This is a genomic window from Paraburkholderia sartisoli, from assembly GCF_900107685.1.
In the GTDB taxonomy this organism is placed as follows: Bacteria; Pseudomonadota; Gammaproteobacteria; order Burkholderiales; family Burkholderiaceae; genus Paraburkholderia; species Paraburkholderia sartisoli.
This window is the reverse complement of the sequence record NZ_FNRQ01000001.1, coordinates 920,029-932,857: the sequence shown is the minus strand read 5'-3', so window position 1 is coordinate 932,857 and position 12,829 is coordinate 920,029. Positions and strand designations below refer to the sequence as shown.

The window sequence follows — 12,829 nt, the reverse complement described above, 5'->3', positions numbered from 1 at the left end:
ATTTGAGCATCTTCGATGTTGTTGAACTGCGCGAGCGTATGTCACGTACGTGTCGCTCAGATGACATCTCGCCTACATCGTCGACGCGTCATCAAGCAATTCGTAACCATTACATCTTCCTGTCAAATTGCGTTGCGAGAATCCTCGCACCGGCCCCTCGCCCTCGACGCTGCATCGCGAAGACGGACAGAAAACGAGGCCGGCCCCCAACGCGAGAGAGAAAAACTCAATGAACAAGAAACTGGTCTACGCGACGCCCATTGCGATCGCAACCGCGATCGGCCTGTACGCCTGCGGCGGCAGCGTCGCGACGCTGCCGGACATCAAGTCGGTGCAGAACGTCGTGGTGATCTACGCCGAAAACCGTAGCTTCGATAATCTGTACGGCCAGTTTCCAGGTGCGAACGGCCTGCAGAACGTGACCGCCGCGAGCGCGCAGCAGCTCGACCGCGATGGCTCCGTGTTCGCCACGTTGCCGCAGATCTGGAACGGTCTCACGCAGACGGGCGTCACGCCGGTCGTCACGCAGGCGATGACGGCCAACCTGCCGAACGCCGCGTTCGCGATCGACGACCCGAACGGTTTCAACACGCCCATCAGCGCGACGACGCGCGATCTGTACCATCGTTTCTACGAGAACCAGATGCAGATCAACGGCGGCAAGAACGACAAGTTCGCCGCTTTCGCCGACTCGGGCGGCCTCGTGATGGGCCACTACACGCTGAACGCCGACAAGCTGCCGCTGTGGAAAATTGCCCAGCAATACACGCTGGCCGACAACTTCTTCATGGGGGCGTTCGGCGGCTCGTTCCTGAACCATCAGTGGCTGGTCTGCGCATGCACGCCGGTCTACCCGAACGCCAGCACGAGCCCGGCAGCCACCTCGGTTTCGACGGTCGATCCGGATGGTGTCTCCCTGACGCTCGCGTCGAACAGTCCCGCTTCGGCACTGACCGGCCCGCCGAAATTCGTGAATTCGGGCAACCTCACGCCTGATTTCTACGCAGTGAACACGATGCAGCCGCCGTATCAGCCGAGCGGCAACAAGGCGGCGAGCGGCGGCGACGCGAATCTCGCCGATCCGGGCCTGGCCACCACGCTGCCGCCGCAGACCCAGCAGCACATCGGCGACCTGCTGAGCAACGCGGGCGTGTCGTGGGCGTGGTACGGCGGCGCATGGGGCGCGGCGCTGTCCGCGACGCAAACGGGCACGGCGGGCGTGGTGTATGGCGCGAATCTGTCGGCGCCGAACTTCCAGCCGCATCACCAGCCGTTCAACTACTTCGCCGATCTCGCGCCAGGCACCACGAACCGCGCGACGCATCTGCTGGACGGCGGCATGAACGGCGCGTCGTTCATCGCGGATATCGACGCGGGCAAGCTGCCGCAGGTCGCGTTCTACAAGCCGCAGGGCAACCTGAACGAGCACGCGGGTTACACGGACGTCGCGTCGGGCGACCAGCACATCGCGGACGTCATCTCGCATCTGCAGAAAAGCCCGCAGTGGAAGAACATGGTCGTGATCGTCACGTACGACGAAAACGGCGGCTTCTGGGATCACGTCGCGCCGCCGAAGGGCGACCGCTGGGGCCCGGGCACGCGCATTCCGGCCATCATCGTGTCGCCGCTTGCGAAGCAGGGTTTCGTCGATCACACGCAATACGACACGACGTCGATCCTGCGCTTCATCACGCATCGTTTCTCGCTGCCGGCATTGCCGGGCATCACCGCCCGCGACAACGCACTCGCGGCGAACAGCGGCAAGCCGATGGGCGACCTGACGAACGCGCTCAACATCGCGCACTGATGCGGTGATCCGTCTCACAAGGTAAGCACGGTCCGTCTGCAACCGGACCTTCACAGGGCAGCTTCGGCTGCCCTTTTTTATGCTTCACGCAGCCGTGCGCGTGCTCACCCGTGATCCGGCAAGGGCGCACGAAATAAACCATCGCCGACGAGGTGAAGTAGAACGGAAGTTGAAGTACAGCAGATGGGAGTCGGGCGAAACACAAACGAAACCCGCGCGAGAATCAGCATGGGCGGAACGAACGCTCGTCGCATGAAATGCGGCAAGGATGCCGGGGCCGGCAAACCGGTTGGCCCCCCCACGAGGAATCGAACCTCGATTTCAGGTTTAGAAGACCCGTGTTCTATCCGTTGAACTATGGGGAGGCAAAGACCACGGAGCGTGGTCGGCTGGTCGAATGCATCGACCAAGCCTTAAATTATACCGTATCGCCGCAGGCCGCCCGGCACGTGACCGCGCGACGTGCCGGCGACGCCCTTACACCGGCTGCGCGTGCAGCATGAACCAGCCGAGGCACAGCGCGCCCGCGATCACGCAATACACGCCGAACGATGCCAGCCGGCCGCGGCCTTCGAAGTAGCGCATCAGGAAGCGCACGCTGAGATACGCGGCGATCGCCGTGAGCACGCCGCCAAGCAGCGCGTCGGCGAGCTGGTCGGGTGCGTGGAAGAGCTTCGGCACTTCGAGCAGGCCCGCTGCGAAAATGATCGGCGTGCCGAGCAGGAACGAGAACTCCGCGGCTTTTTCCGCCGTCAGCCCGGCCGCGTTGCCCGCGATCATCGTGAGGCCGCTGCGCGAGAAACCCGGAATCAGCGCACCCACCTGGGCAAGCCCGACAAAGAACGCCTGGCGGAACGTGAGCTTCTCCGGCGCGCGATGCACACGCGAGCGCTGCAGACGGTCACCGAGCCACAGCAGCACGCCGTTCACGATCAGCGCGATCGCGACGATACGCAGGTCATGAAACACGCGCTCGAGCCGCTTTTCGAGAATGAGGCCCACGAGACCCGCGGGAATCGTCCCGATGATGAGCGCCCACATCATGTGGCCGTCATCGTTACGCCGGCCGCGCAGCGAACCCACGAAGCCGCTGATGAGCGCGATCCACTTCTTGCGGAAGTACCAGAGCAGCGCGAGGGCCGTGCCGAGGTGAAGTGCGACGAGAAAGGGAAGCAGCTGCGGTGCATGCTTGTCGATATGCATGCCGAACAGCGCCGGCACGAGAAGCGTATGACCGAGACTGCTGACCGGAAAAAGCTCGGTGACGCCCTGCAACACGCTCAGAAAAATCAGAAACCACAAGTTCACGCGGCGGCCCTCTCAATGTGAGTAAACATCGCGCGGGACTGCGTCTCCCGCGCATGGAAGACGCCCGATTATGCCTGGCGACCCCGGCACCGCCAAGGGTTTACCGCATATATCCGCATGTTTTCGCCGCACCGCGTCACAACCTGAAACACCTGTAAATCGAATGAAAGAAAAAGGCCCGCAAAAGCGGGCCTGGTGTGGATTCACGCAACATCCGGAAAGGAAGCGGCGTGCGTCGCTTCGAGCGGCAAAGACGCGTTCTAGCGCTCGACCTTGTAGAGAAAGTAGACAGTGCTGCCGGCGAACATGCCGAACAGTGCTACGCCCATTGCCATTGCAAGATCCATGCGTCCTCCGTCCGGAACTGTCGACCCGCCGGTCTGTCGACCGGCCCGTTTAACCGATTATCGGCAAACCTGTCGGTGCGGTCACGCCCGCAATTTCCCGAGAAAGGGTTTCCCCGTAGCGCAAAGCAGCGCAAAATCGGCCACCGGCTGCGTGCGCGCCGCCGTCCTTTTCACTCAACCTATCGCGTCTTTACGTTGACCATGGCCCTATTCCAGAACCAGGACATCCTCGAAATCGCGCAGGGCGCGGCCCTTCTTCGCATCGCACCGCAGGCAGGCGGCCGGCTGCTGTCGTGGGAGATCGATGGCGAACAGGTGATCTTCTGGCCGGACGACGCCGACTGGAGCGACCCGGCCCGCGTCCGTGGCGGCAATCCGCTGCTGTTTCCGTTTCTCGCGCGGCATTTCGTCGACGGCAAGATCGGGCGCTGGCGCGACGCGAGCGGCGTCGTGCGCGATCTGCCGATGCACGGCTTCGCGCGCGACCTGCCCTTCGCCGCGCAACTGGACGCGACCGGCAGCGGCGTCACGATGACGCTCACCGACAGCGACGCCACGCGCGCCGCGTATCCGTTCGGCTTTCGCTTCGAGGCAGCGTACCGTCTCGCCGATGCGAACACGCTCGACGTGACGCTCGCCACCACCAACACCGGCGACGCCGCGCTGCCCTACTACGCGGGCCACCACTTCTACTTCGCGCTGCCGCACACGCAGCGCGGCGCAACCACGCTCGAACTGCCGCCGACGCAGCGTCGCCACCAGCAGGCCGACGCGTCGATCAGCGCGGCCGAGCCGGGCGCTGCGCAGTACACGCTCGACGACGCGCGCATCATCGACCGCTTCCATCTGCTCGACGGCACGCCGGAGAAGCCGGTGCGCATCGTTGCGCCGGGACTGAACCGCACGATCACGATCGACCTGCGGCGGCCGGGTTCGATTCCCTGGTACGCGGTGACGACGTGGACGCTCGCGCCGGAATCCGACTTCTACTGCGTCGAGCCGTGGCTCGGACTGCCCGACGCCATCCATAACGGCTTCGGCCTGCGCTGGCTCGCGCCGGGCGCGACGGAAAGCGCTTCGCTGCGGATCAGCGTCGCCGCGAACCGCTAGCGCGCGATCGGACGGTTTGCGGCGTTTCGGGGTGCTGCAATGCAAAACCGTTAGAATCGGTTGTTTTGCCACTGACGCGCGTGATCGGGGATCGACGCGCGGCAGCGTTTTGTGAGGTCCAGGTTTGCATACAAAAATCAGACGGCTCGCCTGCGTATCGATGATCGCGGTGCTCGCCGCGTGCGGGGCGGCTCCGGTGGGGCCAGGGTTCTATCGCGTCGAGCGGGGTGACACGCTCTCCAGCATCGCGCGCAGCAACCGGACGTCCGTGCAGAACATCGCGCGGTGGAACGGGTTGACCAATCCCGACGCCATCGAAAGCGGCCAGGTGCTGCGCGTGGCGCCGCCCGCCAACAGCGCGACGGCGGCGAGAGGTGCTGACAGAAGCTCGGGCAGCGCGCAGGCTTCGTCCGGATCGACGGCGTCACGCGGCACGACCGCGCTCGCGCCCGCGCCGACGGCGGCGCCTTCCTCGACGATCGCGCTCGTGTGGCCCGCGCAGGGCACGGTCACGCGTCGCTTCGACGGCGCGAACTCGAAGGGCATCGACATCGTCAACGTGGCTGGCACGCCGGTCGTCGCGGCGGCGGCGGGCTCGGTGGTGTATGCGGGCGACGGTCTGCGCGGTTACGGCAACCTCATCATCATCAAGCACAACAGCGACTATCTGAGCGCCTACGCCCACAACCGCGCGATGCTCGTCAAGGAAGGCCAGACGGTGGCACAAGGCCAGAAAATCGCCGAGATGGGCGACACGGACAGCGATCACGTGATGCTGCATTTCGAATTGCGCTACCAGAGCCGTTCGATCGACCCGGCCCGTTCGCTGCCGCCACGTTGAACGCGATGCAGGCATCGGGTTTGCTGCCGTGGGCGTCGTCAGGTGTCTGGCGCGCCCGGCGCAAAGCGGGCGAAAAGCCCGCCTGAACACGGCCTTGCGGACGGCCGCTCAGGCGCCTGGGGAACCCCACGGGCGTCGGAACGATCCATTCTCAAGGGACGCGGCAACCGGCTGCGTCCGATAACAGGAAAATCTGCGATGAAAAGCGCACTCGCCATGGCGGCCGGACTGGCCGTCCTGACACTCGCAGGCCTCGCGGGCTGCTCCACCACGTCGACGCTCACTTATCTGCCGAACGGCGACACCGGCTTCGCGATCAACTGCAGCGGCAGCGATGCCAGCGAAAGCTGGGGCGAATGCTATAAAAAGGCCGGCGAAGCATGCGGCGCGTATGGATACGACGTGATCTCGAAGGACGTCGACAACGGCGCCACATCCGGCGGCTCGCTCGGGGGAATTTTCGGCGCCAACGTGAAGAACCGGTCGATGGTCATTCACTGCAAGCAATGATGTCCGCGCGGCATCGTTGCCGGATCGCGCAATAAAAAGAGCCCGGCACGAGGCCGGGCTAACGGGGGTTCGGCGCATATCGGCAAAGGACCGGTTCACCATGCGCCGAAACGAAATCTAGCAACGCGCGTATACCGACGCAATCGATTAATTGTGCAAATAGTGTTACTCGGCGCACTGAGTGACGCGAGGGCAAACCTGGCCCGCTCAATTTAGCAAGCCGAACTAACCCGAATGCTGCGTCGCAACGGGGTCTTCATCCCCCTTCCGGCGATTACCGACATGCCTCGAATGCCGCATGCTTCCTGCTTCTACGCGGTTCGACCCGGCGCGTTCAGGAGGCCTGAAAAAGCACTGCAAAAAGCGGCGCACGCCATTTATTTTGCGATAACCTGCCGGATTGAACCTTGGTGCGCAAGCGCACTCTTCCATTGATTTAATGGCTCAATGCAATCGTATGAACTACGATTTTCAGCGTATTGTGCTTTGATCAGATTAAATGCCGGCGGCATCCGGATTGTTTAAATCACGGATAAAAACCCGTGTTAATTCCGGACCCGCGATACGGTGCGCGGCGAAAGCAGCACCATGACGATGGTTTATAGTGTCGGCCGCCTGTCCTGTTTCCCGATATCCGATGACTTCCCCTGACGCAACCCATAGCCCGCTTTATCTGAAACTCCTCGCCGAAACCGCGAAGATCGGCTGGCCCGAACTCGAACGGTTCTTTGCGCGCGGCATGCTGCTGCGCGTGGTTCGCGACCTCGACCTTGTGAGCGTCGCCGAAGCCATCGCCAGCGACGACACCGCGCAGGTCACGCAATGGCTCTCAGCGGGCCTCGTGGAGCGCGTGCAGGCCGAAACGGCCGCTGATTTCGCCACCCGCGACCCGGACCTGTGGGCGGTCGTCGTCTCGCCGTGGGTGTGCGTGCAGGAGCGCGGTTGAACGGCACGGAGCGCACGCGCGGCACGCATCGCGCTGGCGATGCGACGCCGGACGGCGCATCGCCAGCGCCGGCGCAGCCCGATGCCACCACCGCTAACGCCGAAGCTACTGCGGCCGACGGAGCAGCCGAAGCCGTTCCTGTGCACTGGCACCGCCGCGTTCTCACGCTTGCTTTTCCGATCGTCATTGCGAATCTGACGCAGCCGATCCTCGGCGCGGTCGACACGGCGGTCGCCGGTCATCTGGAGAGCGCGTCGTATCTCGGTGGTGTCGCGCTCGGCGGGCTCTTCTTCAGCTTCGTGTTCTGGGGTTTCGGCTTCCTGCGGATGGGCACGACCGGGCTCGTCGCGCAGTCGTTCGGCGCGAACGACGCGGCGGGCCTGAGGATGAACGTCATTCGCGCGCTGATGCTCGCGTTCGTGATCGGCGCCGCGGTGCTTGCGCTGCAGGTGCCGCTGATCGGCTATACGTTGCGTGCGATCGGTGGCAGCGAAGCGGTCCAGCTGCATGCGCGCGTGTATTGCCATGCGCGCATCTGGGCGGCGCCGCTCGCGCTCGCGAACTACGTGGTGCTCGGCTGGCTGCTCGGCACACAGCGCGTGCGCCTCGCGCTCCTCACGCAGGTGTTCATCAACGCGGTGAACATCGTCGCCGTCCTGCTCTTTGTCTATGGGTTCGGCTGGGGCATCGCCGGGATCGGCGCCGCGACGGCCACCGCCGATGCGCTCGGCTTCGTACTCGGCGCCGCGCTCCTGTGGCATCTGCGCCCGCGCGGACTGCCCGCGCCCGATCGCGCGTCGCTCGTCGATGCGACGGCCCTCAGGCGGCTCGTCGCGATCAATCGCGACATCTTCGTGCGCACGCTGTGCCTGCTTGGCGCGTTCGGCTGGTTCGCGCATCTCGGCGCGCGCCAGGGCGACACGACGCTCGCCGCCAACGCGCTGCTGCTCAACTTCCAGACGTTCATGGCGTACGGGCTCGACGGCTTCGCACACGCGGCCGAAGCGCTCGTCGGCGCGGCGATCGGCGCGCGCGAGCGCGGCGCGTTCCGCCAGGCCGTCAAGGTGACGATGCTGTGGTCGACACTCGGCGCGCTCGGCTTTTCGCTCGCGTACTGGATGGGCGGTGCGTGGATGATCGAGTGCCTGACCGACCAGCCGGCCGTGCGCAGCGCGGCGGAAACGTATCTGCCGTGGGCCGCGTTATCGCCGGTGATCTCGGTGTGGGGTTTTCTGCTCGACGGCGTGTTCATCGGCGCGACGCGCACGCATGAACTGATGAAAGCGATGGCGGCATCGCTGACCGTGTTCGTGGCCGCATCGTGGGCGCTGATGGGTCCGTACGGCAATCACGGCCTGTGGATTGCGTTGCTCATTTTCATGCTCGCGCGCGGCGCGACGTTGCTGCGCTACCTGCCGCGCGTGGCCGCGGGCATCGCGCCCGCGCGCGCTGTTTAACGCGGCGCGGCTGCGTTAAACAGCGCGGGCTGCGCTTACTTCGGCGCAGCGGGAACGCTGGATGGAGCGGGTGCGTCGAGCATCGCCGGCGGCCGGTCGTCGGTCGGCACGCCGTGGTAGTCCTGTGGATCTTTGGGCGGCGTCTTGTGATGGTCGCCGGGGTCGCTCATGCAACCGGTCAGGGCGGACAACAGCAGGGCGATCAGGATGGTGCGATTCATGGACTCTCGAAAACTGGGGAAACGTGAGACGCGTCCATACGGTGCGTCGTTGAAGTGCGTCCGACAGTCTACCTGCAACGCGTTTTCGCTGACGGCGAAGCGTGCAGCGCACAATGACTCCCCGCTTCGCGATGACTGACCTACCATGTACATATGGCTGCAATCGTCAAAGGAGGCTGCCATGGACGCTGAATCAATCGCGGGGCTGATCGGCCTCGCCATCGGGCTGCTCGTGCTGGTCGCGCTATCGGTCTTCGAATCGAGAAACTACCGGCGCGAACACGGCGGCGAAGGGATGCTGCATCACTGGCTCGCCGGACATCACGTGTTCGACCGGCTGCATCACAGGCGTTGAGTTTCGGCTAGTCGCGCGGAAGGGTTTCTTCCGCGCGCGTCGATTCTTCTCACTGGCAGTGCGCGCGCCTGCGTGTCTGGCGCGTGTGCGTTGCTGCGCGGTCCAACTGGCGCATGTCAGTTCAAACCGGCTATGCGTTCGTCCTTTTTCGCCGGATTTTCGCGAGTCAGTATCTTCTCGCTCCACGTCCCTGCACTTATGCGCTCTTCCGGATAGATCAGGGTTAACGCTTGTTTTTTGTTACCGGCTCGTGCAGGAAATGCGGCCGTCTGACGATCCACGGACCCACGTCATCCAGCGTCGATGGGCAGAATCTGGGCGGCGGTGCGCAGGCCCAGCGAGGCAGTCAGCAGACCATCACGTCAAAGCGCTCGCGCCACAAAAGCAAAAAACCCGCGAAGCCTGACGGCGACGCGGGTTTTTGCTTGATGCTTGCCTGCTGCTATTCGTGGTCGGAGCGAAAGGATTCGAACCTTCGACCCTCTGATCCCAAATCAGATGCGCTACCAGGCTGCGCTACGCTCCGACGAATCCGAGATTCTATCTGGGCGCCGATACCCCGTCAATCTTTAATCCAGCCGGACTCCGTGAACGTTCGTCTTGCCGCGTGCCTCGCGAACGTGCGACAGTCGCGACAAGTCCCACGCCGACGCGCATGTACCTGTCCATGCGCATCACCTCAAGACAGCAATGCTTGCATGAAACCAGAGTAACGCGCGAACCCTGGTCCACAAGGAGACGACGATGAACCTCATCCTCTGGCGACACGCCGAAGCCGAAGACACCGCATCGAGCGATCTCGCGCGGCAACTCACCGTCCGCGGCCGCAAGCAGGCGCAAGGCATGGCGAAATGGCTGCGCGCGCGCCTCGACGACGACGCCGTGATTCTCGTCAGCCCCGCCGTGCGCACGATACAAACCGTCGAGCCGTTGACGGACCAGTATCGCGTCGTGCGCGAACTCGCGCCGGGCGCACGCGCCAGCGACGTGCTCGCTGCCGCCGGCTGGCCCGGGGGCGTCGCGCCGACCGTCGTGATCGTCGGTCATCAACCGACGCTCGGCCAGGTGGCGGCGCTGCTGCTCTCCGGTAACGCATCGAGCTGGCCGGTGAAGAAAGCCGGCCTCTGGTGGCTCACGAACCGCGGGCGCGACGGCGACGAACAGGTCGTCCTGCGCGCCGTGATGAGCCCGGATCTGCTCTGATCCCTACAATCTCCACGCGACGTGCTTACGGCACGTCATCGAATCGTCATCGCATTGCCATGCGAGCGTCACCCGGCGTTACTACATTGGCGGAAAAACGGACTCATCCTTTTTCACCAGGAACGCCCCATGCGAGAACTGCCGACGCCGACCCTGCCTTTCGCTTCGATCCTGTCCGAACCGCGCCGCCGTCTGCCGCGCGCCGAAGAAACCGTCACCGCGCAGCATCGCCTGCGTGTCACCTGGGCCAGGACCGACGAAGAACTCCGTGAGGCACAGCGTCTGCGCTACCGCGTGTTCGCCGACGAAATGGGTGCGCGTCTCTCCGGCCCCGCCGGCCTCGACGTCGACTCGTTCGATTCGTATTGCGATCATCTGCTGGTACGCGATCTCGACACGCTGAAAGTGGTGGGCACCTATCGCGTGCTGCCGCCGCACCAGGCCGCGCGCATCGGCCGCCTCTACGCGGAAAGCGAATTCGATGTGTCGCGCCTCACGCATCTGCGCTCGAAGATGGTCGAAGTGGGTCGCTCGTGCGTACACCCCGATTACCGCAGCGGCTCGGTCATCATGTCGCTGTGGGGTGGACTCGCCGCGTACATGATGCAGAACGGCTACGAGACGATGCTCGGCTGCGCGAGCGTGTCGATGGCGGACGGCGGACATTACGCGTCGAACCTGTATGTTTCGCTGCGCGACAGTGCGCTGACCGCGCCCGAGTATCGCGCGTTCCCGCACACGCCGCTGCCGGTGGACGAACTGCAGACGGGTGTCGACGTTGCACCGCCGCCGCTCGTCAAGGGCTATCTGCGTCTTGGCGCGAAAATCTGCGGCGCGCCGGCGTGGGATCCTGACTTCAACACGGCTGACTTCCTCACGCTCTTCCGTCTGTCGAACATCAACGCGCGTTACGCGAAGCATTTTCTCGGCGACATGCTGTCGCGCTGAGCGCCGGTTTCCTGCGTTGAAGCGACGCGCCCCGCCGTGACGGGGCGCGCGTCGCGCGGTTCAATCGCCCGTATAAACGACGCGATACGGAATTCCGACCTTCTCCCACTCCGCGGCTTCCTGAATCAGGCTGTAGTCGGTCAGCGGATTGTTCGCGACCCACTCGCCCGGCAGGCGCACCTCGTATCCACCGTTCGCCTGCGTGACGAAAATGGCGGGCAGCCCGACGTCGGCGCGTCGGCGGCACAGCAGCGACGCGAGCCGCAGGCAGAACAGCAGCGGCCACTCCACTTCACGCGTCTGCGACAGCTTGCCGAGCTTGCCCGCGTGACCAAGCACGAGCGCGGCGAGCCGCGCCTGGTCGGTGCGCGAAAAACCGGGCATGTCCGCGTTGCTCGCGATATACGCGGAATGCTTGTGATACGCGCTGTGTGAGATCGACAGTCCGATTTCATGCAGCGCGGCGGCCCAGCCGAGAAACATGCGGTTCTCCGCACGGCGCTCGGCATCGTCTTCCTGAAGCTGGTCGTAAAAACGCACGGCGAGTTCGCCAATACGCCCCGCCTGCGCACGATCGACGCCATAGCGCCGCATGAAGCCCTCGGCCGTGACCGTGCGCATGTCTTCGTGCTGCGAGCGCCCCAGCAGGTCGTACAGCACGCCGAGACGCAATGCGCCGTCGGTCGTGTCGACGTAATCGATGCCCAGTTCGTCGAACACCGCGATCATGATCGACAGACCGCCCGCCAGCACCGGAACACGGTCGGCCTTCAGCGCGACGAGCTTCAGCCGGTTGACGTTTTCCGCCTTGATCAGCGCGCGCTTGAGCTTTTCGAGGCCGCCGCGCGAAATGCCATGCGTGACGCCTGGGTCGTTGAAATTGTTTGCCTCGACAAGTTCGGCCAGCGCGCGCGCCGTGCCCGACGAGCCGATCGCCTGGTCCCAGCCGGTCTGCTTGTAGTTGCTCGAGATGATCTGGATTTCACGTCTCGCGGCGAGTTCGGCCTGACGCATCGTGTAATCGTCGACATTGCCCGCGGGAAAAAACGTGCGGCTATGGCTCACGCATCCGATGTACAGGCTCTCCATGCGGATCGGCGTGTAGTGCAAGCCGATGATGAATTCCGTCGAGCCGCCGCCGATGTCCACCACCAGCCGCTGCCCCGCGTTCGCGGGCACGGAGTGTGCTGCGCCGGCATAGATGAGCCGCGCCTCCTCGCGCCCGGCGATCACTTCGATGGGAAACCCGAGCGCGGCTTCGGCCTCGACCAGGAATTCGTCCGCGTTCTTCGCGATGCGCAGCGTGTTGGTGGCGACCGCCCGAACGTGGTCGGGATGAAAATCGCGCAGGCGTTCGCCGAAACGCTTCAGTGCGTCCCAGCCGCGTACCTGCGACGCGCGGTCGAGCATCTTGTCGCGGGACAGGCCGGCGGCGAGCCGCACGGATTCGCGCAATGCGTCGACCTGGTAGATCTGGCTGCCTGCTTCGGTTTCCTCGACACGACCCACGATCAGACGGAAGCTGTTCGAGCCCATGTCCACGGCGGCGAGGAGTTGCGGCGTATTGACCATCGATTGGGCGGACTCCATGCGCGCGAGTGCGGCGTCCATGCTGGCTGCCGCACTGTTCAAAGACATCATTTTAAGCGTACTGGTCCTCACGATGTCACCCCTCGCGGTTGTGGGTGCGCCATGGTCCCATATACACTGGGTCGAATTCACGACAGGCAGCCGATACGGCGTAATATTCATGACATTCGTGAATGTCATGAGAAC

At 64.2% G+C, this 12,829-nt stretch carries 12 protein-coding genes and 2 tRNA genes; 9 read left to right on the top strand and 5 right to left on the bottom strand.

Features of this window, described 5'->3' with window-relative positions; genetic code table 11:
- Nucleotides 1–229: 229 nt before the first annotated feature.
- Nucleotides 230–1,807 carry an acid phosphatase gene (locus BLV45_RS04295; protein WP_176954060.1) on the top strand — a complete coding sequence of 526 codons (1,578 nt, stop codon included), beginning with the start codon at nt 230–232 and terminating at the stop codon, nt 1,805–1,807.
- Between the two features lie 290 nt (nt 1,808–2,097).
- On the opposite strand, the gene BLV45_RS04290 is transcribed toward BLV45_RS04295, so the two are convergent.
- Nucleotides 2,098–2,172: transfer RNA gene (locus BLV45_RS04290), tRNA-Arg, on the bottom strand.
- Between the two features lie 112 nt (nt 2,173–2,284).
- Nucleotides 2,285–3,115 (bottom strand): undecaprenyl-diphosphate phosphatase, encoded by an 831-nt coding sequence (locus tag BLV45_RS04285; protein WP_090529376.1) that lies wholly within the window; start codon nt 3,113–3,115, stop codon nt 2,285–2,287.
- Nucleotides 3,116–3,663: 548 nt separating this feature from the next.
- Between BLV45_RS04285 and BLV45_RS04280 the strand changes: the two genes are divergently transcribed.
- The 5 genes from BLV45_RS04280 to BLV45_RS04260 all read left to right on the top strand — a co-directional run bounded on the left by BLV45_RS04280 (nt 3,664) and on the right by BLV45_RS04260 (nt 8,326).
- Nucleotides 3,664–4,572: an aldose epimerase family protein gene (locus BLV45_RS04280; RefSeq protein ID WP_090529373.1), complete on the top strand. Its 909-nt coding sequence runs from the start codon at nt 3,664–3,666 to the stop codon at nt 4,570–4,572.
- A gap of 160 nt (nt 4,573–4,732) precedes the next feature.
- Nucleotides 4,733–5,413: a peptidoglycan DD-metalloendopeptidase family protein gene (locus tag BLV45_RS04275; RefSeq protein ID WP_090529370.1), complete on the top strand. Its 681-nt coding sequence runs from the start codon at nt 4,733–4,735 to the stop codon at nt 5,411–5,413.
- Nucleotides 5,414–5,611: 198 nt separating this feature from the next.
- On the top strand, nt 5,612–5,923 hold the full coding sequence (locus BLV45_RS04270; protein WP_090529367.1) for a hypothetical protein: 312 nt from the start codon (nt 5,612–5,614) through the stop codon (nt 5,921–5,923).
- Between the two features lie 637 nt (nt 5,924–6,560).
- Nucleotides 6,561–6,869 (top strand): DUF2288 domain-containing protein, encoded by a 309-nt coding sequence (locus BLV45_RS04265; RefSeq protein WP_090529364.1) that lies wholly within the window; start codon nt 6,561–6,563, stop codon nt 6,867–6,869.
- 140 nt (nt 6,870–7,009) lie between these two features.
- Complete coding sequence (locus BLV45_RS04260) at nt 7,010–8,326, top strand: MATE family efflux transporter (protein WP_245753144.1); 1,317 nt, start codon at nt 7,010–7,012, stop codon at nt 8,324–8,326.
- A gap of 35 nt (nt 8,327–8,361) precedes the next feature.
- Here BLV45_RS04260 and BLV45_RS04255 read toward each other — a convergent pair whose 3' ends face one another.
- Complete coding sequence (locus BLV45_RS04255; RefSeq protein WP_090529358.1) at nt 8,362–8,547, bottom strand: hypothetical protein; 186 nt, start codon at nt 8,545–8,547, stop codon at nt 8,362–8,364.
- A gap of 181 nt (nt 8,548–8,728) precedes the next feature.
- On the opposite strand from BLV45_RS04255, the gene BLV45_RS27400 reads away from it, so the two are divergent.
- Nucleotides 8,729–8,902, top strand: a complete 174-nt coding sequence (locus BLV45_RS27400) for a hypothetical protein (RefSeq protein ID WP_176954059.1) — start codon at nt 8,729–8,731, stop codon at nt 8,900–8,902.
- A gap of 449 nt (nt 8,903–9,351) precedes the next feature.
- On the opposite strand, the gene BLV45_RS04250 is transcribed toward BLV45_RS27400, so the two are convergent.
- Nucleotides 9,352–9,428, bottom strand: a tRNA-Pro gene (locus tag BLV45_RS04250).
- 218 nt (nt 9,429–9,646) lie between these two features.
- On the opposite strand from BLV45_RS04250, the gene sixA reads away from it, so the two are divergent.
- Nucleotides 9,647–10,105: a phosphohistidine phosphatase SixA gene (gene sixA, locus BLV45_RS04245; protein ID WP_090529355.1), complete on the top strand. Its 459-nt coding sequence runs from the start codon at nt 9,647–9,649 to the stop codon at nt 10,103–10,105.
- Nucleotides 10,106–10,234: 129 nt separating this feature from the next.
- Nucleotides 10,235–11,053, top strand: coding sequence for a GNAT family N-acetyltransferase (locus BLV45_RS04240; protein WP_090529352.1), 819 nt, complete (start codon nt 10,235–10,237; stop codon nt 11,051–11,053).
- 60 nt (nt 11,054–11,113) lie between these two features.
- Here BLV45_RS04240 and ppx read toward each other — a convergent pair whose 3' ends face one another.
- Entirely contained in the window at nt 11,114–12,694 is a 1,581-nt protein-coding gene (gene ppx, locus BLV45_RS04235) for an exopolyphosphatase (protein ID WP_407670944.1), read from the bottom strand.
- Nucleotides 12,695–12,829 lie beyond the last annotated feature (135 nt).